This is a genomic window from Streptococcus sp. ALY_211 (genome assembly GCF_058314555.1).
In genome coordinates this window covers 148,899-174,343 of the sequence record NZ_JBZFUN010000001.1, presented here as the reverse complement: position 1 = coordinate 174,343, position 25,445 = coordinate 148,899, and the positions used below count along the sequence as shown (strand labels likewise).

Here is a 25,445-nt window from a genome sequence, read left to right as displayed (position 1 = left end):
TTTTATGACTTAGATTGGCGATAAATTTTGATCATCAACTTACGAAGAAAATCAAATGGAATCACAGCCAAACTCAAGATAAAGGCATAGAGATAATGCTTAAGATCCATTGGTGTTGTCGACATAAAGGCACCACCAAACTGGACTAGTAGAGATTGACCAATAAAGATACCACCGATAATCCACAGGAAGCGCTTATTCTGCCCAATATCTTCCAAAAGATTAAAGGTTTCACTGCGGGTATTGAAACTATTAACCAAAATAGTATAGACAAAGGTGGAGAACATAAAGGTAGATGTCTCTAAAGGCGTGTGCAGATCCAACACCTTATGCATGCCTAGAAGATCTGTCAAGGTCAAAATAGCAATAATAGTGATATAGAGAGCTGCAAATCCGATAGCGCTCATCATATATCTTGTCAGGATATTAGCACTGCGCCTGATCGGTTTCTCCTTAAGATAGCGCTTGAGAGCAGGCTCCAAAGCAAAGGCCAGAGCCGCGAGAGTATCCATGATGAGATTGATCTCCAAAACCTGAACAATAGTAAATGGTTCCCTAAAGCCAAACAGAGGTCCTAAGACAGACATGGCTAGGGTGGAAACATTTACCGTCAACTGAAATATTAGGAACTTTTGAACCGTCTTGGTCATGGTACGTCCATAAAGGATAGCTGTCAAAATAGTGTTAAAAGAATTATTAACAAGAACCATGTCACTAGCAGACTGAGCTGTCTGTGTCCCATCACCCAGGGCAAATCCGACATCAGCAGCTCTCAAAGCAGCAGCATCATTGACACCATCCCCCGTCATTCCAACAACCATATCAAGATCTTGAGCCAACTGTACTAGACGCTTCTTATCCATGGGAAGCGCACGCGCCACAACTCTCAATTTCGGCAAGATTTCCTTGACTTTCTGGTCAGATAAATTCTCTAACTCTGTGTGCGTCAGGACAATCTCTTCATCACTAGTCAAGATACCAGCATCTTTAGCAATGGCAACTGCTGTTTCCTTACGATCCCCCGTTACCATCACAACTTGAACACCAGCTTCGTTGGCTTGCCTGATCACCTCTGGCAGACCTGGGCGAACATTATCACGCATACAGATACCAGCGACCAAGATATTCTTGTCCTCTACAATCTTAAGGACTGCTAAGACACGCATAGCTCGATTGGCTTGTGAGTCAGATCCTGCGATAAATGCTTTTTGGATCTCAGCTGTAAAGGGCTGTACTTGTCCAGCAGCATCCAAATAGTGGGTGATCTCAACAGGCAGAAATTCAGGAGCTCCCTTGAGATAAGTCACACCATCTTCAGTTGTCACAGAGGCAAATTTCTTAGCTGAGTCAAAGAGTTCTTTATCAACGATCTGATCTCGATCAAAGTCAGTCAGCTGCTGCTGATATAGAAAGGTCATAAGGGTATTGTCAGTCGGATTAGAGCCAGTTCCTTGCTCATTATAGATGTAAGCATCATTATTGAGCCCAACAGCCTGACTGAGCACCTCAAGATAAGGATCTTCTAACTCTGACAGCTGCTGATGATCACTTCCGTCCTCACGTGTGAAAATATGACCATCCCCCAGCAAAAGATCAACCACTTCCATCTTACCTGTCGTAATCGTCCCTGTTTTATCAGAAAATTGCAGATTCATATAGCCTGCTGTCTCAATGGACTCAGTATTACGCACAAGAATAGATTCTTTGAGCAAGCGCTTAGAGTTCATACCGCCAACCATGGAAGTCATCATGGGTAAGCCCTCTGGCACAGCCATAATAACAATGGTCACAGCATACATACCAATCGATAAAAGGATAGCTAGCCAGGCAGCTAGATCCATAGAAGGAGATCCTACAAGAGCCTGAACAAGGGTAATCACCACATAAAGAATAGCTGTTCCTGTCCCCAATACCCCTATCTGTTTAGCTAATCTAGCTAGTTTAGCATTAGATGGTGAAACCTTGGTATCTTCTTGGAGAGAAGTATTGATAGAACCAATCATAGTCTCATCTCCAATAGTATCAGTCACCATATAGGCTTCACCTTCAAGAACATTAGACCCTCTGAGCAAAAGGTACTCATTAAAAGTATCTTGTGACTCTGGTCTAGGAGCATCTCCAAGAGCCACCTTCTTAGCAGGCTCTGACTCACCATTCAGACTCGCCTGGTCAACCTTGATCCTTCCGTCAAGGATATAGCCATCTGCAGGGATCTGATCCCCAGCACGTAATTTAATAACATCGCCCTTAACGATATCATCAATCATGACCTCAGCCATCTGTCCATTACGAACGACATTAGTCATAATCTTACCAGCCTTCATTTGCAGCTTAGCAAATTCTTTCTGGTTAGAATATTCTGATTGTGTCGCAAATCCTGAAGCTAATGCAATCGCAACAACCAAGGAAACAACTTCATACCAGTTAGCCTCATGGGGCTGGAGAATGTTAATAACAACTTTCAGAGCCAAACCAGCAATCAAAATCAAGAGCCAAATATCCTTGAGACTATCCAAGTAAATCTCAAGGAGGGTTGCCTCCTTTTTTTCTGAGAGGGCATTGGTGCCCCCCGTCTCACGTGAACGTAAGACCTCATCATCTGTCAAACCATTGATATGTTTTTTTGACACAATTTTCTCCTTTACTATACATAGTGCATAATTCACTATAATATCGTTTAACAAGATGGATAGATCATCCATCACCAGCAGTGACTATCAATCACTTCAGCAAGCTCATCTGCACAGCATAAAACAGCCAAATCAACTCACTAACAAAATCAATATGAGATCCCTTCTTAGCAAGTTTTCAAATCGGCAAATACCTGAGCAGCTGATCTCTCCAGTATCAGATAAGTCTTATAACAAATTGTAACAAAAATACCGTCAAATGTAACGCTAAACGCTGGGATCGATCAGTCTGAGTTAGAAAAGCAGCGCAACCAAATCTTGACAAGAGATCAATTAAGTAAGATGGCAAAACTTTCAATTTAATAAGTCCATAACAAGACAAAGAGGCAGGACCTGTATCCTAACCTCTCTTGTTAGATTAACCATGAGCGACCATATCCTGACCTATATCAAAGCTTGACATATCTGATGGATAATAGGTAGGCCAATGCTCTAATTCCTTATAGAGCGCTTCCTGACTATCCCCTCCCCAGTAGAGATGGTAATGACTACTGGCTGTATCTGTAATCGTATGGTCACTAAATTGAACATACTTAAATTCTCCTGCATTTTTTTCCTTAGCTTCAAAAATATAGCGGACACCACGGTTTCCTTTTTCATAAGTTAAAACCTTATGCCCCTTATTTTCGTAAGTATAAGTATAGGTCTTATCCCCTTTTGTAAAGCTGATTTGACTAGTCTTACCGTCAATTTTAATCTTGCTGACATCCGTCTTATAGCCAGTTGTGTAATAGTTTTTATAGTCTTTTGCCGATTGATCCTTATTGAGTTTAGCCTTATAATCCCAAACCTGATCTAGGCTACCATCCTCTAAATAAGGATAGACTGACTGCCAGCTGCCACTCCAATTGCTCAAGGGACGATTTTTTATCTGACTATCTTTAAAATAGCCATTAGCCACTGTCTTTTCTTCTTCTTTTTTAGGCTGCGCCTTCTTAGCTTTAAGATCGGTAGACCTTTTCAAGGCTGCAAGATTCTTGCGCATGACGCTGATATAGTCCTCTCCTTTGTCCATTTGCTCTTGAGATAGACTTTCCAAAGGATTAAGCGTCAAAGTTTTCACTCCCGCTTCTTTAGCTAGAGTATTAGAAAGATTGGAGGAAGCATTCTCTTCAAAGTAAACATAGTTTAAACCATATTCTTTAACTTGTTGACTCAACTGAGCGATCCGCTGCGAGGATGGATCCCCTTCACCAGAAATACCATTGATAGCGATTTGTTCCAACCCATAGTCCAGAGCCAAATAACTAAAAGCAGTATGCTGGGTAATAAATGTTTTTTGCTTAGCTGCTGCAAAAGTCTTTTGATAGTCCTTATCCAGCTGATCCAGCTGGGCTAAATAGTGCTCTGTATTTTTCTTAAAGACAGCTGCCTTATCTGGAAAGGCTTTAACCAGCTGATCACTAAGCTCTTGCACTAGCATTTTTGAACGATAAGGTGATAGCCATACATGAGGATCATAAGCATGGTGGTGCCCTGCCTCACTATGAGAATGATCATGTTCTGCTTCTGAGCCTGGCAGCAAGAGCATGTCTCCACTTGCTTGAATGATCTGTGTTTCCTTACTATCGATATTTTTACGAACCTGACCTGCCCACGTTTCCATATTGTCATTTTCATAGATAAAGGCATCAGCATCCTGTATATTAGCAATATCTTTGGTAGATGGAGAGAATTCGTGAGGTTCGGTACCTGCCTGAATAAGAAGGTCTACATCTGCATCATCACCGACTATTTCTTTTGTAAAAGCATAAACGGGATAAAAGCTCGTCACCAATCTCGGCTTATCTGAATGTTTAGCCTGTTGATTGCGAACCCAACTCCCTATAAAAACAGCCAATACAGCGACCAACAAGGTCGAAAAGGTAATCATTTGTTTTTTAGTCATAAAAAACCTCTCTAAAATACTTTACCGGTTAAGTATATCACATTAAAAGATTAGGTCAAGTGATAAAAATTAAGATGAAGATGATAAAAGCACCTAGAGATTTTCTCTAAGTGCCATGCTAGTCGCTGAAAGTTTAGAGATCTTCAGCGATCTTATTAATTTTCCTCAAGCGATGATTGACGCCACTCTTAGTCAAATTGTCAATACTATCAGCAATTTGCTGAATAGAATAATCAGGATTATCAATCCGAATGCGTGCCACTTGCTGAAGCTCTGGAGCAAGGACATCCAAACCAACAGTATCCATGATCTTAACGATATTGTTGATCGTTTTCATACTAGCATTGACCGTTCTTGCAATATTAGCTGTTTCTGCATTGTTCGCACGGTTAAGATCATTTCTAGCTTCACGAAGAACCTTAATTTCTTCAAAGCTATCCTTAGCTGCCATAGCTCCAATAACAATCAGAAAATCCATGATATCTTCAGCTTTCTGGAGGTAGGTCACCGCACCATTTTTATGCTCAATGACCTTGGCATCCAGCATAAACTTGCGCATCAGCTGAGCTAGATCCTCTGCATGATCCTGATAAACCGAAAAAATTTCTAGTTGATATTTACCTGATTCAGGGTCTCGGATTGACCCATTGGCCAAAAAAGCACCGCGCAGATAAGTTCGACCAGCTTGGTCGGAGTTCAAAACTCTCTGGTCAATACCGGTTTCAATACCAAAAAAAGAATCGGCTAACTGCAGGTCAGTTAAAATCTTCTCCACATCCGTCTCAAGAACAACTGTATAAACACGATTCTTCTTGAGATTGTTTTTTTGATGGTAACGAATATCGGGATGACTGTGATAGAATCGCTCTAAAAGCGCATAAATGTGTCGGGCAATCTTGGCATTTTCAGTCAAAATAGACAGAGTTAAGCCCTGACTCGTCAGGCCCAAGCTCCCAGACATCTTGATAAAAGCTGACAACTGACTGCGATCAGCATCATCTAGAGAAAGGACTTCTTCTTTCACACTAGTGGTAAAACTCATCTAGCCCTCCTTTGCGCCAAGCGCATAAGCTCTTCGACCACACCTTCACCATAATGAAAGGCCCCTCCATTTTCCAAGCGTAAGAAATTAGAGGAAATCACGCGCTTAACCAAGCGTGACAAGCCTGCAAAATCATGCTCGACCTGGACTAGATATTCATCAAATTTATTGCTATCCATATAGTCTTTAGGAACAGGCTCGACATTGACCAACACCGTATCAATCACATCTGCCCCCAGATGACGATTGAGAACAGCCACATGATCAGCATCACTAAACTGCTCTGTCTCCCCATACTGAGTCATAATATTGCACACATAAGCGACCTCAGCCGGCGTATCAAGCAGAGCCTGCTTGATCTCTGGAATAACCAGATTGGGTAAAATAGAAGTAAATAATGAACCAGGACCAAGGACGATCATATCGCTTTCCATAATAGACTGAACAACCTTACGACTAGCTTTTGGCTGCTCATGATTATAACTATTAGTCACAAAGACATGATCAATCATGCCCTTATAAGAGGCGATACTAGACTCCCCTACTACTTCATGCCCATCCTTAAAGACGGCATGCAGAGTCAAGGCTTCCTCACTAGCTGGATAAATTTTACCCGTCGTGTGAAAGAATTCGCTCAGAATTTGCATGGCATGGTAAGTAGAACCTTGCATTTCCGAAATCCCGGCAATGATCAGATTTCCCAACGGATGACCAGCCAGAGCCCCATCATCCTCGTTAAAACGATATTGGAAAATCTTTTCATAAAATTTTGGCATATCACTCATTGCAACCAAGACATTGCGCAGATCCCCTGGCGGTGTCATCTGCATAGCTGAGCGTAGTTCACCAGATGATCCCCCATCGTCAGCTACAGTCACAATAGCTGTAATATCAACATCTTTATGCCGTAGACTATTGAGGATAACAGGAATACCTGTCCCTCCCCCAATAACAGTAATTTTCGGTTTTCTCATGAGCGATTCACCGTTTCTTTTCGACGATCCTTATCGCGATGACTCTCATTGACGATCCAGTCTTTACTGAGTTCCTCAGCCAAGCGATGCACAAAGGCAACACTGCGGTGTTGACCACCCGTACAGCCCATAGCAATGGTCAAAACAGACTTCCCTTCTGACTGATAAGCCGGCAATATAGGCTTTAGTAAGCTCACTAGATTTTGGTAAAAAGATTCAGCTTCCTCGCTTCCCATAACATAGGACTTAACTGGTTGATCCAGGCCTGTCTGCTCACGTAAGTCTGATCGATAATAAGGATTGGGTAAAAAGCGAACATCAAAAACCAAATCAGCGTCCAAGGGCAGACCATATTTAAAACCAAAACTCATAACTTCGATACGAAAGCTAGCCGTGTCAGAAGTTGAGGAAAATTGATCTGTAATTACCTTGCGCAACTGTCTTGGAGTCAGCTCGGTCGTATCGATAACATGTTGACTGAGACTTTTAAGAGGGGCTAAAAGCTCACGCTCCAACTCAATACCATCCATAACTCTACCAGCTGCTGCCAAAGGATGACTACGCCTGGTTTCCTTATATCGAGCCACCAACTCACCATCAGTGGCATCTAAGAAGAGCACTTTAAAATCAATCACGGCATTGCGGTCTAACTCTTCCAAAATATTGGTAATCTCTTTAAAAAACAAGCGACTACGCATATCAACAACTAAGGCAACCTTATTATTAGTATCACTTTGACCGACTAACTCCATAAACTTAGGAACCAGTGTCGGTGGCATATTATCAATCGTAAAATACCCCATATCTTCGAATGATTGGATGGCAACCGTCTTACCAGCGCCACTCATTCCAGTGACAATCACAAGATGAATCGTTTGTGTCATGGTTTCCTCCTTCTATCCAATGCTTCATAAATTAATCGTCTCTACTCTTCAGACTATCCGTCGTTCGCTGAAGCAAATCTAACTGTTGGAGAATAGCTGCCAACATTTCTGTTTGCAGCTGCTGAACCTCTAATAAATCGGACTGATCCTGCTGCACCAAATGGTCAATCTTCGTGTGCAAGAGACGCACCCCCTCTTCAGAGCTCTGATTGACACGATAGTCATTCTTAGCCTGGAGCCGATCGTAGTCTGACGCCCTGTTTTGACTCATCATAATCAAAGGAGCTTGAATAGCGGCTAGAGTCGACAAAGCGAGATTCAGTAAAATAAAGGGATAGGCATCAAAGTCTATACCGAATGGCTTAACGATATTCACGCCCATCCACAGCCCCATAAAGATGATAAAGCTGATGATAAAGGTCCAAGAGCCTCCAAAGCGAGCAACACCATCAGCTACTTTTTGCCCAAATGTCACTTTCTGATCGAGCACTTCCTGAATATTCATGGGCTCATAATGACTATTTTTTGTCACATCATAAACCGTCTCACGAACATAATCATTTTTAAGCTGGGCTCGCTCTATCGTCAAGCGAAGCCAAGCCAAACGATAGGGCAAGAGATTGGCGTGGCTGATAAAATCATCCGCAGACAACTGAGGATAATCTTTTCTCAATAACTTCTGCAAACGGCTATCCATCTCAGACACAGTCATTCCCTCAACTAAACGATACGTTTTATGATCAAGTGCATCTTCAACAAGTACTTCTTTAGGCATAACTCCTTCTTTCCAGGCTCTATTATAGCACACTTTCCTTCTCATAAAGACAAGTAAAAGAGCCTGGCTAAGCTAGGCTCTTAATCCTTTAGATAAGCAATGACTTCGATTTCGACTTTGACGTCCTTTGGAAGGCGGGCAACTTCCACAGCTGAACGAGCTGGAAACTCTTTTTCAAATGCAGTAGCATAAACTTGATTAAAAGCGACAAAATCATTCATATCACTGAGAAAACAAGTTGTTTTAACGACATGGTCAAAATCTGTACCAGCCTCTGCTAAAATAGCAGTGATATTTTTTAAGACCTGTTTTGTCTGCTCTTCAATGGTTACGCCAACAATTTCTCCTGTTTCTGGTGACAGAGGAACTTGCCCAGATGCGAAAATAAAATCTCCTACTTGCTTGGCCTGCACATAGGGTCCGATAGCTTCAGGAGCTTGATCAGTATGAATCGTTTTTGCCATAATTGGTCTCCTTATTGTTTATGCTTCCTAGTATAACAAAATTATCAGAAAATTGAAACATTGGATCAAAAACAAAATCCACCTTACCAGATTAAGGTGGATGAGGGGCTTCAGCCAACCCCAAATGATAACAAGATGAGCGTTATGGCTTGATTCTGTGAAGCATGCGTGGGAATGGAATGGCTTCACGGATATGCTTGGTACCTGCTACAAAGGTAACCATACGCTCTATCCCAATACCAAATCCCCCATGTGGCACTGAACCATACTTACGAAGATCCAGATAAAACTCATACTCTGACTTATCCATGCCTAATTCGTCCATTTTAGCCACAAGAGTATCGTAGTCATCCTCACGCATAGAACCACCGATAATTTCTCCATAGCCTTCTGGTGCCAAGAGATCAGCACAGAGCACACGCTCTGGATTTCCTGGTACCGGCTTCATGTAGAAAGCTTTAAAACTTGCTGGATAGTTGACGACAAAGGTTGGCACACCAAAGTAGTTGGAAATCCATGTTTCATGTGGTGAGCCAAAATCATCACCGTGCTTGATAGGGTCATAATCAGCATCCTCATCATTTTCATGAGCCTGCAAGAGATCAATCGCTTCATCATAGGGTACACGCTTAAACGGCTGATCGATATAACTCTTGAGCAAGGCAACATCACGCTCTAAAATCTCAAGGGCTTGTGGTGCACGGTCTAAAACCCCTTGAATGAGAGCTTTGACATAAGCCTCTTGGAGATCGAGTGACTCATCATGTGACAAGAAGGCATACTCAGCATCCATCATCCAAAATTCCGTTAAATGACGACGTGTTTTAGATTTTTCAGCACGAAAGACCGGCCCAAAGTCAAAGACACGCCCCAGTGCCATAGCACCTGCTTCAAGGTATAACTGACCAGATTGGCTCAGGAAAGCAGGTGTGCCAAAGTAGTCTGTTTCAAAGAGTTCTGTTGAATCTTCAGCTGCATTTCCAGACAAAATCGGACTATCAAACTTGATGAAGCCATTCTTATCAAAGAAGTCATAAGTTGCATAGATAATGGCATTACGGATTTGCATGATGGCCATTTGCTTACGAGAACGAAGCCAAAGATGGCGGTTATCCATGAGGAAGTCTGTTCCGTGCTCCTTCGGTGTGATCGGATAGTCTTGTGACTCCCCAATGACTTTGATATCTGTAATATCCAGTTCATAACCAAATTTTGAACGCTCATCTTCCTTGACAATACCCGTCACATAGACAGACGTTTCCTGACTCAGATGACGAATCGTCGTGAACTTTTCAGTTCCTTCTTCTTCACCATACTTATCAATAAAATTAGGCTTGAAAGCGACACCTTGAAAAAAAGCTGTTCCATCACGCAACTGAAGGAAGGCAATTTTCCCTTTACCAGACTTGTTAGCTACCCAAGCACCGATCTTGATTTCCTCACCAAGATGCTTAGGAACATCAATAATACTTACTAATGGTTTAGACATAAATTCTCTCATTTCTGTTTACTTTTTTATGATATTTCATGGCTGTCATCACCTAGATGAACAGGCCATCAACTACGATAATAATCCCTTAGCTCTCGCCCTCTAAGATGTCATATAGATCTTGAGACGATGCACGGCTTCTTTGAGGGTCTCCATATCGGTTGCATAGCTCATACGAACATTCTCAGGCGCACCAAATCCATCCCCTGTCACCAAGGCAACCCCAGTTTCCTCAAGGATAGCCGAAGTAAAGGCAGTAACATCTGTAAAGCCCTTAATAGCCATAGCTTCCTTGACATTAGGAAATAGATAAAAAGCTCCCTGCGGCTTCACAACTGTAAAACCTGGCACATCATTTAACAAGGGATAAATCGTGTTGAGACGATCTTCAAAGGCCTGGCGCATCGTTTCAACGCTGGATTGATCACCAGTGAAAGCTTCAATAGCAGCGTACTGAGCAACAGTTGTCAGATTAGAAGTCGTTTGACCAATGATTTTTCCCATAGCAGCAATAATCTCAGGATTGCCAACCGCAAAACCAACACGCCATCCAGTCATGGCATAAGCCTTAGCTACTCCATTAACAACTATCGTTTGCTGGCGTATTTTCGCAGATAAGGTCGATATAGGAGTAAACTCAGCTCCATTGTAGACCAGACGTCCATAAATATCATCGGCTAAGATAAGAATATCATGCGCAACCGCCCAGTCACCAATAGCCTTAAGCTCCTGCGCCGTATAAATCATACCAGTCGGATTGGATGGAGAATTGATCAAAAGCACCTTCGTCCTATCAGTACGGGCTGCTTCAAGATCTGAAACACTTACCTTAAAATCATTGGCTTCTCTGGCTTGGACAAAAACAGGTCTCCCCTGAGCCATCTCGACTTGATCACTATAAGACACCCAGTAAGGTCTAGGAATAATGACCTCATCACCTGGATTTAATACTGCCATAAAAAAAGAATAGAGGATAAATTTAGCTCCTGTTGCTGCGACAACTTGATTGGGATCAACAGAGTAGCCATAAAATTTTTCCATATAACTAGCGATAGCAGCCTTGAGTTCAGGTAAACCAGAAGCGACCGTGTAAAAGGAAGCACGTCCTTCTCGAATAGACGTAATAGCCGCATCCTGAATATTTTTAGGCGTTACAAAATCCGGCTCTCCTAGTGTCAGACTGAGGATATCCCGCCCTTGTTCTTTCAGCTGCTTGGCCTTAGCACTGGCTGCCAAGGTCACACTTTCTTTCATATCCAAAACCCGCTGTGATAAATACGTCATCCTTCTCCCTCTCTCACCTGATCCATCTAGCTTTACAGCCCCAATTATCCATTCACTAGGCAGCTCTCCTAGAATAGTTGCCATTTCATTATATCAAATATTTTTAAAAAATTGCGCCATTTCTGGCAAGATTTCCTCTAAATGACCTGCTTTAAGCTCATAGGACTGACCTAGAGAGGCTTGTATCAGCGAACCATAATCTTTCGTTAATAGTCGATTATCAAGAATAAGAACAGCAGATCTCTGATGGTTTCTGCGCTTAGTCCGCCCGATAGCCTGCTTAATCCGCAAGATAGCCAGCGGCAGCGTGTAATCATAAAAGGGATTGTAGCCTTGATGACTTAACTGGTGATGGAGCTTTTTACTAAAAGGATCAACAGGATTATCAAAAGGAATACGGGTAATCACCTCAATGAGCTGATCTTGATTAGCAAAATCAACCCCTTCCCAAAAGGAACCTGCTCCTAAAATCATTGAGCTTTCCCCTCTGTCAAAACGACGCTTAATATTGGCCGCTGAGCCATTTTTATCCTGACAAAGATGAGATAAGGAAGCCTGATCCAACCTTTCAGAAACAGCCTGCATCAACTTTTTAGCATTAAACAAGACAATGATAGGACGGCCAAGCTGACTTATGGCACGAAGGCGCTCAACAATAGCCTGCGCATAGGCACTCTGTGATAAGTCCTTGATAGGAGGCATGCTAGAGTCAATCCAAATTTCTTGCTGCCTTTCTTTTTCATGCGGCAAACTCGTCTGGGTATAGCGATCAAAGCCAAGTAATTGGGGTAGAGCAATACGCTCACTAATATCTAAAGTTGCTGATACAAAAAAAGTCTTGGCTGTACTGGGTAAAAAAGTACTGAAGTTCATAAAATCCAAACGGGCACTATTTAAATAAGTCACACGATGATCCTGATACTCTTCCTGACTAACCCAAACATTGGGATAGCTAGGAAGCAAGGCCTCTTTCAAGGGAGCCAGCTCTGGACTATCTAGCTCCTCGAGATCCAGACGTATCTGCTGGATACGCTCCATAGCGACATCGGCCTGATTCTTTTTATGAAAATCAAGACTGATCTGTGACAATTCAAACTGCAAACTCTCTAAGAGACGCATTCCCAACTGGCTGTGGCTGTGACCCAAGCGACTATGCAGATCTTTTACAGTTTTGGTCAGATCAACTTGCCTCCTTGAAAACTGCTCCATAGCCAAGAAGAGTTTCTGAGCCTCATCAATGACCAAATACTGCCCTTTTACAAATTCCTTATCATCTTCTACCCGTGTTAAGAAATAAGCATGATTAGTAATAACGATTTTGGCCTGTTGGGAACGCCTATAGGAACGATTCCAAAAATCTTGCTCCCAAAACAGCGAACTAGCTTCGAGCTTACCATCATGCTTGATCTGATCAAAAAACGCTTGGTAGCGCTGCTTTTGCTGAATCTCATCCAAATCACCAGTCTCAGTCTGCGTCAGCCATACTAAGAGCTGCATCTTATAACGATTGAAAAGACGATTACTATCTTCCCTTTCTAAACAATCATAAAAAGCATCCAGCTTGATATAGTTAGCAGGCCCCTTCAAACTATGGCTCGAAATATGGAAGACCTCTGCTAACCGCTTAGCTTCCTGTGCCATAATTTGATCCTGCAAAATCTTAGTGGGAACGCTGACGATGATGCGCCCTTGCTTAGCTCCAGCTAATAAGGGTAAAAGATAACCATAGGTCTTGCCAATACCTGCTCTAGCCTGAACGAAGTGAGGCAATTCCCCTTCCAGATGATCCCTAATATCCTGAGCAAAAAGAACTTGCTCTGCTCTAGCATCCAAATCAAGCAAGGCCAAATTCGTCTCAAAATCATCAGAAACCTGTCTTTCTGATAAAAGAGCTTCCTCTGCTCTTAAAACAAGATTGCCAACTTCCACATAGCCCCTAGGAAGCTGGGGGGACATCTCTTGATAAACTTCATCAATTAATAAGCGAGATTCATAGAGTAAGTGATCCGCAAACTCCAAGAGTTTTGCGATCGTCAAACGTGGTAAGCTACCAATCCGTTCCCTAATTTTTAAAAGCAACTGAGCTGTAGCATGGGCATCTGCAATAGCAGTGTGAGCCTGCCTCAAGTCCAGACCAAGATAATGGGATAAATCCGTCAACCGATAGCGTTCCAGGGTTGGAAAGAAAACTTGAGATAGTTCTACTGTATCTACCCTTGGATTCCTCAGCTCGAAGCCTTCCAGAAAAAGCTGTTCTGCCAAAAGATTAGCATCAAATTTAACGTTATGGGCAACAAAAATACAGCCATCGAGTAGTTCATAAACCTCCTGAGCAATTTGAGAAAAATCCGGAGCTTGGGCCAATTGCTCATCTGTAATACCAGTCAAATTAATAATATGCTCGCTCAAGGGTTCATGGGGATTAACATCAGACTCATACGTCTGGATAATATCCCCGTCTTCTACGACAACAATACCGATCTGGATAATCTGTGCCCTAGCTGAAGTTCCAGTTGCTTCTAGATCGACAACAGCATATTTGTTTGCTTTTTTCTTGTCTGTCATAATAATCTCATTATACCAAAAATACCCCTAGCTAAAAAGCAGGGGCCCCTTAAAATATCTTAGGGAAATAAGAGCTCATTGCTACTAAATAATGTCAAATCCCATAGCTTCCAGATCATCTAAGGCGCCTAAATTAGTAACCTTTTGATAACCCTTAGCTTCTAAAATTTGCTTGGCTTGCTCAGCACGACCACCAGCAGCACAGTGAATGAAAATGGCCTGATCCTTATCACCTAAATCTGCCTCTGCCAAATCTCCCAGTGAGATAAGTTGGCTCTGCTCTACATGAGCGTCATCATACTCTGCCTTACTTCGCACATCAATGAGCTTTGCTCCTTGAGCTAATTCTTCAAATACTGACATCATGCCCTCCTTTTTATCGCTTATTTTATTATACTAAAAAAGCTGGACTTACCAGCTTTTCTAACCTCGATTAGTGGAATTGCATACCACCATCTACAATGATTGTTTGACCAGTGATGTAGTTTGAATCTGGACCTGCTAGGAAAGAAACAGCATTAGCTACATCTTCTGGCTCAGATAAGCGCTTGAGGGTAATATCTTTAGCAAAGGTTTGCATACCCCATTCGTCGTCCTTACCAGCATTTTTACCGACTTCATGAGCAATATCATACATCATAGGTGTCTTAACAATTCCCGGTGCGTAAGCATTAACTGTAATGCCTTGATCTGCTAAATCACGAGCCAATGTCTGCGTAATACCACGGACAGCAAACTTAGTCCCACCGTAGATGGTCAAGTTAGGATTTCCCACGACACCAGCCTGCGACGTAGCATTAATAATCTTACCACCGTGTCCTAGGCGTTTGAAAATCTTTTGAGCTGCCTGAGCTCCCCAGATCACACCACCAACATTGATAGCAAAGGTGCGTTCAAAAGTTTCTGGGGTAATAGTATCCAGAGGAGTTGTAGGAGCCACACCAGCATTATTAACAACGACATTAAGATCACCAAAATGTGCCACAACTTTTTCAAAAGCTGCCTCAACTTGTTCTTGCTTGGATACATCTGCCACAACAGCCAAAGCATCCTCAGCTGATAGCTGGGCAACAGCCGCCTGGGCTGTTTCTTCATTATAATCTAAAATACCAACCTTGAATCCATCTGCATGCAGACGCTTAGCGATTGCAAAACCAATCCCTTGACCAGCACCAGTAACAATAGCAACTTTTGACATAATAATAACCTCCAATTTTCTTATGGGATCTATTATAGACCTCTCACTTTGATTATGCAAGCGTTTTCTTGATTTTGACAACTGTCCTTTTCCAATCGCACTAGAAAGCATCTTGTGTCTTTCTGCTAGCTTTTTAATAAAGGTAAGCTATAATAGCAGTAAATAAGGAGGTCACAAGATGAAAATTGATGTCATTAGAAATACTGTCGCAGCTGAAAACACCTATATTCTAGAAAATAAACAAGCTCTTTTAGTCATCGACCCAGGCAGCAATACCAGTCAGATCATTGACAAACTGACCAGTTTAAACAAACCAGTTGCTGCCATTTTACTGACACATGCCCATTATGATCATATTATGAGCGTGGATGCTGTACGAGATCATTTTCACTCTCCACTGGTTTATATTTCTGAAAAAGAGGCCAGCTGGCTAACCAGTCCCCTTGATAACTTATCCGGTCTGCCCCGCCATGCTGATATGCCAGATGTTACTGCTAGAGCCGCTGACAAGTACTATCACATTGGACAAACTTACCATCTAGCTAATTTTCACTTCCAAGTGGTCGAAACGCCCGGACATTCCTGGGGTAGTGTGTCTCTTATCTTCCCAGAACAAGAACTCGTCTTTTCCGGAGATGCCCTTTTTTGTGAGACTATCGGACGAACAGACCTCCCTACTGGTAACAAAGAGCAGCTCCTCACTAGCATCAAAACACAGTTGTTCACTCTCCCCAATCACTATCAAGTCTATCCAGGACATGGTTTAGATACTACGATCGGTCACGAAAAAAGTTTCAATCCTTTCTTTATTTTAAAAAACCCAACCAGCTCTTAGGAGCTGGTTGGGTTTTTATCATCTAAATTGTATGGCTACAGTATTCCTTAGATAGCATTTTTATCCTTGCCAAGAGCACGTTGAATAACCTTGATAAACTCTACAATAACTAGCATAAGAACACTACCAACAATAACAGCTAACCACTGAGTTGCGCTGAGATGCGCAACATGAAAGAGACTGTTAAAGCCTGGTACTACAATGGTCACCATCAAAAGGATGAAGGCCACTGGAATAGCCCAATTAAAGGTCTTGTTTTTGAAAAAACCTACGGTAAAGATGGATTGATAAACAGACTTAACATTATAGGCATGTACCAGCTGAATCAAGCCAAGGGTCGCAAAGGCCATGGTTAAAGCATCTGCATGAATGGCTTTATCTCCCGCATGCTCAGGGAAATTGATCCCAAAAGCGTAGACACCCAATACCAAAATCGTTTGAAGAACACCTTGGTAGAGCACTGCGCTTAGAACACCGCCATTAAAGAAATTGGACTGGCGACCCCTAGGTTTATGACTCATAATACCAGGCTCTGGCGGCTCAACACCAAGTGCAATAGCTGGAAGACTATCAGTCACTAGATTAATCCATAAAAGATGGACTGGCTGTAAGACATCCCAACCAAGCAAGGTTGCAAAGAAAATCGTTAAGACTTCTGCCATATTGGCCGAAAGAAGGTACTGAATAGATTTTTGGATATTTGAGAAAATCTTACGCCCCTCTTCAACAGCAACAATGATGGTTGCAAAGTTATCGTCTGCAAGAACCATGTCAGATGCGCCTTTAGACACCTCGGTACCTGTGATTCCCATACCGATCCCAATATCAGCTGTTTTAAGGGATGGCGCATCATTAACCCCATCACCAGTCATAGCAACAACCTTACCATCATTTTGCCAAGCCTTGACGATACGGACCTTATGCTCAGGCGAAACACGCGCATAAACAGAATATTGTTTGAAGACCTGCTGGAATTGATCATCGGACATCTCATCAAGTTCAGCCCCAGTCAGGACATGGTCCTCAGCATCCCCTTCGTCGATAATTCCCAAGCGCTTAGCAATGGCTTCAGCTGTATCTTGGTGATCCCCTGTGATCATGATCGGACGAATGCCTGCTTCCTTAGCAACCTCAACAGCTTGAGCTGCTTCTGGACGCTCAGGATCAATCATTCCCACTAAACCAGCAAAGATCAATTCAGATTCGACAGTTTCCGTTTCCATAGTTGGAATCTGAGGAACCCTCTTATAAGCCATCATAAGAACTCGAAGAGCTTGCTTGGCCATATCCTTATTAGTCGCTAAGATAGCTTCTTTATCGGCTTGCGTAATCGGACGAACGCTTCCCTTATCCTCAATCTGTGTAATGCGCTTGAGCAACTGATCAGGAGCCCCTTTGACCGCAACAAAGTAAGTCCCATCGCCTTGCTCATGAACAGTCGTCATAAGCTTGCGTTCAGAATCAAATGGCAGCTCTGCCACACGAGGTTCTGATTTGAGTATTTCTCTAACATCAAAATTATGATCAAGCCCAAATTGCACCAAAGCCGTCTCAGTTGGATCCCCTAGAAGTTTACCATCAGGGTCCACCTTGGTATCATTGGCAAAATTCATAATACGCAAGACATTGTTCCCAGCAGCAAGCTCAGTCGAGGCTCCCTGTAACTCACCATTGAAATAAATTTTTTCAACAGTCATCTGGTTCATGGTCAAGGTTCCGGTCTTGTCAGATGCGATAATCTCAGTTGACCCCAGTGTTTCCACAGCAGGAAGTTTACGAACAATCGAATGACGTTTAGCCAGGGCCGTTGTCCCCATAGATAGGACAATCGTCACAATAGCAGGAAGTCCTTCCGGAATAGCAGCCACCGCCAAAGCAACCGCAATCATCAAGCCATCAAGAGGTGACTCTTTTTGAACAAAAACACCAACTAAAAAGGTGATCAAAGCCACAACAATGACCATATAGGTCAAAACTTTAGACAGCTGCTCCATACTTTGTTTAAGTGGAGTTTGCGTCTCATCAGCATTAGCCAGCATATCTGCAATTTTACCAACCTCAGTAAACATCCCTGTATTGGTAATAACCCCAGATCCACGACCATAGGTGACATTAGAGTTCTGATAGCCCATATTAAGACGATCGCCAATCCCTGCATCAGCAGCAAGCTCTACCGAGATATTTTTATCAACTGGCACCGACTCACCCGTAAGAGCAGCCTCTTCAATTTTCAAAGAAGCAGCCTCCAAAAGGCGCATATCCGCTGGCACAACATCACCAGCTTCTAGCAGAACAATATCCCCAGGAACTAATTCCTTAGAATCAATCTCAATAACATGACCATCACGACGAACACGCGCCATGGGGCTGGACATATCCTTAAGAGCTTCAATAGCTGCTTCTGCCTGTCCCTCTTGATACACACCAAAACCAGCATTAAGCACGACAACCGCCAAAATTATCAAGGCATCCGTCACACCATGTGCTCCCTCTGCCATGACGGATAAGACTGCTGCTACTAGCAAAATAATAATCATCAAATCCTTAAACTGATCGATAAACTTAGCTAGCAGACCACGCTTCTCACCCTCATCTAGCTCATTGCGACCATATGCTTCCAAGCGCTCCTTTGCCTGGGCGCTAGTCAAGCCATCCCTCGACGTTTCTAGAGCTTTTAGGACATCGTCTTCAGCTTGAGTATAGTAAGCTAATTTTTTCTGTTCTTTAGCCAAAATAGTCTCCTTTTCTAGTCTCCCTTATCACAAAATAAAAGAGACCTGTTCATATTAAACAAGTCTCGCCGTTTAAGTCAGTGCCGGAAATTGCTTTCGTATTGACGACACTGACACAGACCCTATCATCACTAAGTAAGTATGATAAGCACTGTCCGCTACTCCCTTGATCGCTATCCATTATACTAAAAAGCCAAGCAGTTGACAACGATTTTGAGGCCTATATCAGCGCCAAGTAATGATCATTTTGTAGGATGCCAAGGGGTCAGGACTGTCAGGAGCACTGAGAAGATCATAAGTCAAACTCAACTTTTGATGAGACAGGTCCAGATTATATTTGAAAGTTTGAGTCACCAAGCGCTGAACACCCAATGGTGTAGGAATACTAGCAACATTTAAATCACCTTGCGTGAAACGCATGCTAGACTTTGGTGTTGAAAAACGATTCATCACCAGCTCCTCGTCACTCATTTTCAAAACGACCTTCTCACCATCTTGATTGATATAAACCAGATAATGGCAATCAGCTTTTACAGTCCACTGACCTTCATGAATTTCATTGATAATCTCCGTCTCACCTGCCATTTGAATGGTATTATGAATATGGATTTTCATAGGAATATCTCCTCTTTTTTTCGCTCTAATATTCTACCAATTTCAACCCAAATAAGCAATTTTTGATATACTAGAGCCATGAAAGAAAAAATTTTTCGAGATCCCGTTCACAACTATATTTCTGTCACAGATCCATTGATCTATGATCTGATTAATACACATGAATTCCAGCGTCTCCGTAGGATCAAACAGTTAGCAACAACTAGCTATACCTTCCATGGAGCTGAACACAATCGTTTTTCTCACTGTCTAGGTGTCTACCATATCACCAAACGCATTATTGAGCGTTTTGAAACCTTCTATCCTGACCAATGGAAAAGTGAAGACAGTCAGCTGGCTATGACTGCAGCCCTGCTCCATGACCTAGGACACGGAGCCTATTCTCACACCTTTGAGCGCCTTTTTGACACCGATCATGAGGCTGTAACACAGGATATTATCACTAATCCTAACACTCAGATCAATGCGGTATTACGCCGAGTATCACCTGATTTTCCAGACAAGGTAGCCAGTGTCATCAACCACACCTATCCCAACAAACAGGTCGAACAGCTCATCTCCAGTCAAATCGACAGTGACCGTATGGATTATCTCCTGCGTGATGCCTATTATACTGGCGCTAGCTACGGTCAATTTGATCTGACTCGTATTTTAAGCGTTATACGCCCCCACGGCAATGGAATTGCTTTTACCATCAATGGTACCCATGCCATCGAAGATTATCTTGTCAGTCGATATCAGATGTACATGCAGGTCTACTTTCACCCTGCTAGCCGCGCCATGGAAGTCCTCTTACAAAATCTTCTCAAGCGTGCCAAAGTGCTCTATCCAAAGAACAGTACCTACTTCCAGAAAACTTCTCCCTGCCTTATTCCTTTTTTCGAGCAGAACTATACTTTGAGCGACTACTTAAGGCTGGACGATGGTGTCATGAATACCTACTTCCAAAGCTGGATGTTGGCAGACGATGCCATTCTTGCAGATTTAGCTAGCCGCTTCATCAACCGTAAACCTTTTAAATCCGTTATCATCACAAAGGATAGCCAAACTTCCCTGAGCCAACTGCGCCAGATGATCTCAGCAATCGGATATGACGCTGATTATTACACAACTGAGCACAAAAACTTTGATCTTCCTTACGATATCTACAGACCTGAGAAGGAAAATCCACGTACTCAAATCGAGCTGCTCCAAAAAGATGGTAGCCTAAAGGAACTCAGCCAAGAATCAGCCTTGGTCAAATCTCTAACCGGCACTATTCACGGCGATTATCGCTTCTATTTTCCTGCGGAAATGCTAGTAGCTGATGACCTCTTTCAGGCTGAGAAAGAAATTTTCCTCAGTCACATCAAGAATGACTACCTTCTCTAGCCAAGTCCTGCCATGACAATTGGCAGGATTTTTAGTATCATAGTAACTGAGATTTTAGGCCTATAAGGGCTATTTTTCATGCGATTTACGTATATACGTAATACCTATAAGGAGATATTATGTCAATTAAACTCGTTGCCGTAGATATAGACGGTACATTGGTCAATAGTGATCGCCAAATTACCAAGGACGTCTTTAATGCTGTACAGGAGGCCAAGGCTGCTGGAGTCAAAATTGTCATCACGACTGGACGGCCTATCGCTGGGGTGAAAAGTCTGCTTGAGCAACTCAAGCTCAATGAACCGGGCAACTATGTCATTACTTTCAACGGTGGTCTAGTGCAAGAAACTGCAACAGGTAAAGAGCTGTTGATCGATGCCCTGTCCTACGAGGATTATCTGGACATCGAAAGTCTAGCCAACAAACTCGGAGTTCATTCACACGCTATCGATAAGAATGGTATCTTCACAAGCAACCGTAATATTGGCAAATACACTGTTCACGAATCCACCCTGGTCGATATGCCCATCTTCTATCGAACACCCGAGGAACTATCGAGCAAGTCCTTTGTTAAAGCCATGTATATCGATGAGCCAGATCTTTTAGATGCTGCTATCGAAAAGATCCCAGCTGAGTTCTACGAACGCTTTACGATTGTAAAGTCCCGCCCCTTCTATCTAGAGCTGCTCAATAAAACCTCTAGTAAGGGAGAAGCTGTCAAGCACCTAGCTCAGCACCTAGGTCTGAGCATGGAAGAAACCATGGCTATCGGTGACGAGGAAAATGACCGTGCCATGCTGGAAGTTGTAGGGACTCCCATCGTCATGGCAAATGGTAACCCTGAACTCAAAAAAATCGCCAAGCACATCACTAAAACAAACGACGAATCTGGCGTTGCTTACGCCATTAGAAAGTGGGTATTAGACTAATATGTATAGCTATAAGCTAGATATTCCTACTTCTGAATATGATGATTTTATCGCCAGTCAGGAGCAGGTTAACCTTTTTCAAAGTAGCAGCTGGGCCAAGGTCAAGGATGACTGGAAAAGTGTCCGGCTAGGTATATACCAAAATGAAAACTTGACTGGTGCTGCCCTGCTCCTCATCCGTCAGTTACCCCTAGGACGTACTATGGTCTATGTTCCTCGTGGACCCGTTATAGATTACACTAACAAAGAGCTAGTAACTTATACACTTGATACTCTCAAAAAAGTGGCAAAAACTAAAAAAGCCTTATTTCTCAAGTTCGATCCTATGGTGCTAATCGCTGATAAAAAAGGCAAGGCTGAGTTCCAAGATAAGGCTCAAGCCCAAGCACTCATAACTACGCTCCAAGAATTAGGCTGCGATTGGTCAGGTCGTACAAGGGATCTATCAGAAACCATCCAACCGCGTTTCCAAGCTAATATTTATGCTGAAGATTTCTCTTTAGATTCCCTTGCCAAAAACATCCGTCAAGCCATTCGGACGAGCAAAAATAAGGGCGTTACGATTACCTTTGGTGGTTTAGAATTACTAGAAGACTTTTCTAGTCTGATGAAAAAGACTGAGGAACGTAAATCTATCCATCTGCGCAATAGTGACTATTACAAAAAGATGCTAACCGCCTATCCAGATCATTCCTTTATTACTATGGCCTACCTGGATCTCAATAATAGACAGGCTGAACTGGAATCTCAGTTGGATAAGGCAAAAGAAACTCTGGCAAAATACACTGAAAAAACTAAACCCGGTAAAGTCGAAAACACCAAAAATGATATTAAGCGTCTTGAAGAGGAACTAACCTTTATCGCACCTTATATCCATCAAGGCTTTAAAAAGGTTCCGCTAGCAGGAACTTTGACCTTGGAGTTTGCAAAGACATCTGAGAATCTTTACGCCGGCATGGATGATACCTTCCGTCGCTACCAAGCCCCTTTATATGTCTGGTTTGAAACAGCTGCACATGCTTTTGAACGAGGCAACCGCTGGCTCAATTTAGGAGGGGTAGAAAACCAGCTAGATGGTGGTCTTTTTGCTTTCAAGTCAAAATTTGAACCACGATTTGAAGAATTTATCGGGGAGTTCAACATTCCCGTCAGTCCTTTCTACCGTCTAGCTATGTTCGCCTATACGAAGCGCAAGCAACTAAGGAGTAAGCACTAAATGATATTTGAAATTCTCAGTCAAGATATTTTTGAAACCTTCAGTCGATCTGTAGCCTATAAATCATTTATGCAATCCGTTCCAATGGCACAGCTATTGCGTAAGCGAGGTTATGAAGCGACCTATGTCGGATTAAAAGTTGATGGGCAACTAACTGTTGCAGCTGTCCTTTATACCATGCCCATGACTGGGGGACTTCATATGGAAATCAACTCAGGCCCCTTCTGGACAGACCCTACCTATCTGACTAGCTTTTACCAAGAACTTCAGCACTATGCCAAGTCTCAAGGGGCTCTCGAGCTTGTTATCAAGCCCTACGATACCTATCAAACGTTTGATAGTGAAGGAAATCCCACAGACCATGAGCGACCAGAATTGATTACAAGGCTAACGGATTTAGGCTTTAGTCATGATGGTCTTCAAACTGGTTATCCAGGCGGAGAGCCAGACTGGCACTACATCAAGGATATGACAGGAATCACCCAAGATAACCTGATCCAATCTTTTAGTAAAAAGGGACGGCCTCTGGTTAAAAAAGCCAAATCTTTTGGAACAAAAATTCGCAAACTTCAAAGAGATGAACTACATATCTTTAAAGATATTACCAGCTCAACCTCAGATCGACGGGAATATAGTGATAAATCTCTAGAATACTATCAAGATTTCTATGATAGCTGGGGAGATAAGGCAGAGTTCATGATTGCGACCCTTAATTTTCAGGATTATCACCAATCTTTGTCCCAACAAAAACAAGCTCTACAAAACCAACTAGATCCTATCCTTAAAGCCATCAATGAAGGGGCCGATGGTGCAAAAATTAAAAAACAACGCCAGCAGCTAGAAAAACAATTAGATACACTAGAGACACGCCTAGCTGAGGCCCAAGAGGCAATTGACCAGCATGGATCAGAAGATGTTGTCCTAGCCGGCAGCCTTTTCATTTACACCCCCCAAGAATCCGTCTACCTCTTTAGCGGTTCCTACACAGAGTTCAATCGCTACTATGCACCGGCTCTTTTGCAAGAGCACGTCATGCTAGAAACCATCAAGCGCCAAATCCCAACCTATAACTTCTTAGGGATTCAAGGAATCTTTGACAATAGTGATGGTGTTTTGCGCTTTAAGCAAAACTTCAACGGCTATATTGTTCGTAAGATGGGGACCTTCCGCTACCATCCAAGCCCTCTCAAATATAGGATCATCCAGACCATTAAAAAGATGTTAGGAAGATAATGTCATGCTAAAAACACTAACACCAGAGGAATTTCAAACATTTGCAACGACCGTCAAACAAAAAAGTTTTGAACAGTCTGCTGCTATGGGGCAGGTCTTTACTCAGCGCGGTTATCGTGTTGATTACCTAGGCTATGAGACTGACGGACAGCTAACTGTCGCAGCTCTTATCTACTCCACCCCTATTCTGGGTGGCCTGCACTCCGAAATTTACTATGGACCCATTTATACTAATCTTGATCACATTCCTGCTTTTTTAGAAGAGCTTAAATCCTTTGCCAAGTCTATCAAGGCCCTAGAAATAACTGTCAAGCCCTACGATATCTATCAAACCTTCACTTCCGATGGTCAGAGCGACTCGGCAACGAATGACCAGCTGATAGCTACTTATCAAGCAGCTGGCTTCGAACATCTTGGATTAACTCAAGGCTTTGAAACCAGCGATTGGCACTATGTTAAAGATTTGACTGATCTGACCAAAGACAGCCTGCTCAAAACTTTTACCAAACAAGGGAAATCTTTAGTTAAAAAAGCTGGAACCTTTGGAACCAAGATAAGACCGCTCAAAAGAGAGGAACTCCATCTTTTCAAGGAATTAACTGAAGCAACATCTGAGAGACGTTCATATAACGATAAGCCTCTATCCTACTACGAATTTTTGTACGATAGTTTTGGCAAACAGGTGCAGTTCCTGATGGCAACCCTCAACTTTACCGATTATCTCGAGAATTTAACCCTCCAGCAAGATCAGCTAAAAGAACGTATCCATAAGCTTCAAGAAGACTTGCTCACCCATCCAAATTCAAACAAGAAGCACAATCAACTCCGAGAGCTTCTCAGCCAATCAGAGACCTTTGATAAGCGACGTTCAGAAGCCAAAGAGCTTATTACGACCTACGGATCAGAAGACCAAGTCCTAGCTGGTGCTATCTTTATCTTCACTCCTCAAGAAGCTGTTTATTTTCTCAGCGGCTCCTACCCAGAATTCAACCGCTTCTATGCCCCAGGACTACTTCAAGAATATGTCATGCATGAAGCCATTGATCAAGGGATAACCAGTTATAATCTTAGAGGTATTTCAGGCCTCTTTGATGGCAGTGATAGTATTTTAAAATTTAAACAGAATTTTAATGGACATATTGAGCGTCGCCCAGGCGCTTTCAGCTACTATCCACATCCCCTAAAATATAAAATGATTAGCCTCCTAAAAAAAATCACAGGCCGCCAATAAAAAAAGAACTGCCAAGGCAGTTCTTTTTTT

The 25,445-nt window shown here is 42.6% G+C and carries 20 protein-coding genes; 6 read left to right on the top strand and 14 right to left on the bottom strand.

Going from position 1 to position 25,445, the window contains the following annotated elements:
• Positions 1–2 precede the first annotated feature (2 nt).
• The 12 genes from AC4HAJ_RS00815 to AC4HAJ_RS00760 all read right to left on the bottom strand — a co-directional run bounded on the left by AC4HAJ_RS00815 (position 3) and on the right by AC4HAJ_RS00760 (position 15,253).
• Positions 3–2,630, bottom strand: coding sequence for a calcium-translocating P-type ATPase, PMCA-type (locus tag AC4HAJ_RS00815; protein WP_491078257.1), 2,628 nt, complete (start codon positions 2,628–2,630; stop codon positions 3–5).
• 418 nt (positions 2,631–3,048) lie between these two features.
• Entirely contained in the window at positions 3,049–4,578 is a 1,530-nt protein-coding gene (locus AC4HAJ_RS00810; protein ID WP_491078256.1) for a zinc ABC transporter substrate-binding protein AdcA, read from the bottom strand.
• 133 nt (positions 4,579–4,711) lie between these two features.
• Complete coding sequence (whiA, locus tag AC4HAJ_RS00805) at positions 4,712–5,620, bottom strand: DNA-binding protein WhiA (protein WP_491078255.1); 909 nt, start codon at positions 5,618–5,620, stop codon at positions 4,712–4,714.
• On the bottom strand, positions 5,617–6,594 hold the full coding sequence (locus tag AC4HAJ_RS00800) for a YvcK family protein (RefSeq protein ID WP_491078254.1): 978 nt from the start codon (positions 6,592–6,594) through the stop codon (positions 5,617–5,619). Before AC4HAJ_RS00800 ends, whiA begins: the two co-directional genes overlap by 4 nt.
• A complete protein-coding gene (gene rapZ / locus AC4HAJ_RS00795) occupies positions 6,591–7,478 on the bottom strand; it encodes an RNase adapter RapZ (protein ID WP_491078253.1) in 888 nt (295 codons plus the stop codon). The genes AC4HAJ_RS00800 and rapZ overlap by 4 nt, the downstream gene beginning before the upstream one ends.
• Before the next feature lie 31 nt (positions 7,479–7,509).
• Entirely contained in the window at positions 7,510–8,253 is a 744-nt protein-coding gene (locus AC4HAJ_RS00790; protein WP_491078252.1) for a DUF1003 domain-containing protein, read from the bottom strand.
• 80 nt (positions 8,254–8,333) lie between these two features.
• Positions 8,334–8,717: a RidA family protein gene (locus AC4HAJ_RS00785; RefSeq protein ID WP_491078251.1), complete on the bottom strand. Its 384-nt coding sequence runs from the start codon at positions 8,715–8,717 to the stop codon at positions 8,334–8,336.
• A 142-nt stretch (positions 8,718–8,859) separates the two neighbouring features.
• Positions 8,860–10,206 (bottom strand): asparagine--tRNA ligase, encoded by a 1,347-nt coding sequence (gene asnS, locus AC4HAJ_RS00780; protein ID WP_491078250.1) that lies wholly within the window; start codon positions 10,204–10,206, stop codon positions 8,860–8,862.
• Positions 10,207–10,308: 102 nt separating this feature from the next.
• Positions 10,309–11,490, bottom strand: a complete 1,182-nt coding sequence (locus tag AC4HAJ_RS00775; protein ID WP_491078477.1) for a pyridoxal phosphate-dependent aminotransferase — start codon at positions 11,488–11,490, stop codon at positions 10,309–10,311.
• 93 nt (positions 11,491–11,583) lie between these two features.
• A complete protein-coding gene (locus AC4HAJ_RS00770) occupies positions 11,584–14,055 on the bottom strand; it encodes a bifunctional DnaQ family exonuclease/ATP-dependent helicase (RefSeq protein WP_491078249.1) in 2,472 nt (823 codons plus the stop codon).
• 84 nt (positions 14,056–14,139) lie between these two features.
• Positions 14,140–14,418 (bottom strand): rhodanese-like domain-containing protein, encoded by a 279-nt coding sequence (locus AC4HAJ_RS00765; protein ID WP_491078248.1) that lies wholly within the window; start codon positions 14,416–14,418, stop codon positions 14,140–14,142.
• A 70-nt stretch (positions 14,419–14,488) separates the two neighbouring features.
• A complete protein-coding gene (locus AC4HAJ_RS00760) occupies positions 14,489–15,253 on the bottom strand; it encodes a (S)-acetoin forming diacetyl reductase (RefSeq protein WP_491078247.1) in 765 nt (254 codons plus the stop codon).
• Between the two features lie 178 nt (positions 15,254–15,431).
• Between AC4HAJ_RS00760 and AC4HAJ_RS00755 the strand changes: the two genes are divergently transcribed.
• Positions 15,432–16,088 carry an MBL fold metallo-hydrolase gene (locus AC4HAJ_RS00755; RefSeq protein WP_491078246.1) on the top strand — a complete coding sequence of 219 codons (657 nt, stop codon included), beginning with the start codon at positions 15,432–15,434 and terminating at the stop codon, positions 16,086–16,088.
• Positions 16,089–16,135: 47 nt separating this feature from the next.
• On the opposite strand, the gene AC4HAJ_RS00750 is transcribed toward AC4HAJ_RS00755, so the two are convergent.
• Entirely contained in the window at positions 16,136–18,820 is a 2,685-nt protein-coding gene (locus tag AC4HAJ_RS00750) for a cation-translocating P-type ATPase (RefSeq protein WP_491078245.1), read from the bottom strand.
• A 225-nt stretch (positions 18,821–19,045) separates the two neighbouring features.
• Entirely contained in the window at positions 19,046–19,435 is a 390-nt protein-coding gene (locus AC4HAJ_RS00745; protein WP_491078244.1) for a YwiB family protein, read from the bottom strand.
• 78 nt (positions 19,436–19,513) lie between these two features.
• On the opposite strand from AC4HAJ_RS00745, the gene AC4HAJ_RS00740 reads away from it, so the two are divergent.
• The 5 genes from AC4HAJ_RS00740 to AC4HAJ_RS00720 all read left to right on the top strand — a co-directional run bounded on the left by AC4HAJ_RS00740 (position 19,514) and on the right by AC4HAJ_RS00720 (position 25,415).
• A complete protein-coding gene (locus AC4HAJ_RS00740) occupies positions 19,514–20,806 on the top strand; it encodes an HD domain-containing protein (RefSeq protein WP_491078243.1) in 1,293 nt (430 codons plus the stop codon).
• 119 nt (positions 20,807–20,925) lie between these two features.
• Entirely contained in the window at positions 20,926–21,735 is an 810-nt protein-coding gene (yidA, locus tag AC4HAJ_RS00735) for a sugar-phosphatase (protein WP_491078242.1), read from the top strand.
• Position 21,736: 1 nt separating this feature from the next.
• On the top strand, positions 21,737–22,951 hold the full coding sequence (locus tag AC4HAJ_RS00730) for an aminoacyltransferase (protein WP_491078241.1): 1,215 nt from the start codon (positions 21,737–21,739) through the stop codon (positions 22,949–22,951).
• Entirely contained in the window at positions 22,952–24,184 is a 1,233-nt protein-coding gene (locus AC4HAJ_RS00725; protein WP_491078240.1) for an aminoacyltransferase, read from the top strand. It abuts the gene before it with no gap.
• 4 nt (positions 24,185–24,188) lie between these two features.
• On the top strand, positions 24,189–25,415 hold the full coding sequence (locus tag AC4HAJ_RS00720; RefSeq protein ID WP_491078239.1) for an aminoacyltransferase: 1,227 nt from the start codon (positions 24,189–24,191) through the stop codon (positions 25,413–25,415).
• Positions 25,416–25,445 lie beyond the last annotated feature (30 nt).

Coding starts and splice junctions, on each gene's coding strand:
- AC4HAJ_RS00810 (WP_491078256.1), bottom strand. CDS start 4,578: ATGACTAAAAAACAAATGATTACCTTTTCGACCTTGTTGGTCGCTGTA.
- whiA (WP_491078255.1), bottom strand. CDS start 5,620: ATGAGTTTTACCACTAGTGTGAAAGAAGAAGTCCTTTCTCTAGATGAT.
- AC4HAJ_RS00800 (WP_491078254.1), bottom strand. CDS start 6,594: ATGAGAAAACCGAAAATTACTGTTATTGGGGGAGGGACAGGTATTCCT.
- rapZ (WP_491078253.1), bottom strand. CDS start 7,478: ATGACACAAACGATTCATCTTGTGATTGTCACTGGAATGAGTGGCGCT.
- AC4HAJ_RS00790 (WP_491078252.1), bottom strand. CDS start 8,253: ATGCCTAAAGAAGTACTTGTTGAAGATGCACTTGATCATAAAACGTAT.
- AC4HAJ_RS00785 (WP_491078251.1), bottom strand. CDS start 8,717: ATGGCAAAAACGATTCATACTGATCAAGCTCCTGAAGCTATCGGACCC.
- asnS (WP_491078250.1), bottom strand. CDS start 10,206: ATGTCTAAACCATTAGTAAGTATTATTGATGTTCCTAAGCATCTTGGT.
- AC4HAJ_RS00775 (WP_491078477.1), bottom strand. CDS start 11,490: ATGACGTATTTATCACAGCGGGTTTTGGATATGAAAGAAAGTGTGACC.
- AC4HAJ_RS00770 (WP_491078249.1), bottom strand. CDS start 14,055: ATGACAGACAAGAAAAAAGCAAACAAATATGCTGTTGTCGATCTAGAA.
- AC4HAJ_RS00765 (WP_491078248.1), bottom strand. CDS start 14,418: ATGTCAGTATTTGAAGAATTAGCTCAAGGAGCAAAGCTCATTGATGTG.
- AC4HAJ_RS00760 (WP_491078247.1), bottom strand. CDS start 15,253: ATGTCAAAAGTTGCTATTGTTACTGGTGCTGGTCAAGGGATTGGTTTT.
- AC4HAJ_RS00755 (WP_491078246.1), top strand. CDS start 15,432: ATGAAAATTGATGTCATTAGAAATACTGTCGCAGCTGAAAACACCTAT.
- AC4HAJ_RS00745 (WP_491078244.1), bottom strand. CDS start 19,435: ATGAAAATCCATATTCATAATACCATTCAAATGGCAGGTGAGACGGAG.
- AC4HAJ_RS00740 (WP_491078243.1), top strand. CDS start 19,514: ATGAAAGAAAAAATTTTTCGAGATCCCGTTCACAACTATATTTCTGTC.
- yidA (WP_491078242.1), top strand. CDS start 20,926: ATGTCAATTAAACTCGTTGCCGTAGATATAGACGGTACATTGGTCAAT.
- AC4HAJ_RS00730 (WP_491078241.1), top strand. CDS start 21,737: ATGTATAGCTATAAGCTAGATATTCCTACTTCTGAATATGATGATTTT.
- AC4HAJ_RS00725 (WP_491078240.1), top strand. CDS start 22,952: ATGATATTTGAAATTCTCAGTCAAGATATTTTTGAAACCTTCAGTCGA.
- AC4HAJ_RS00720 (WP_491078239.1), top strand. CDS start 24,189: ATGCTAAAAACACTAACACCAGAGGAATTTCAAACATTTGCAACGACC.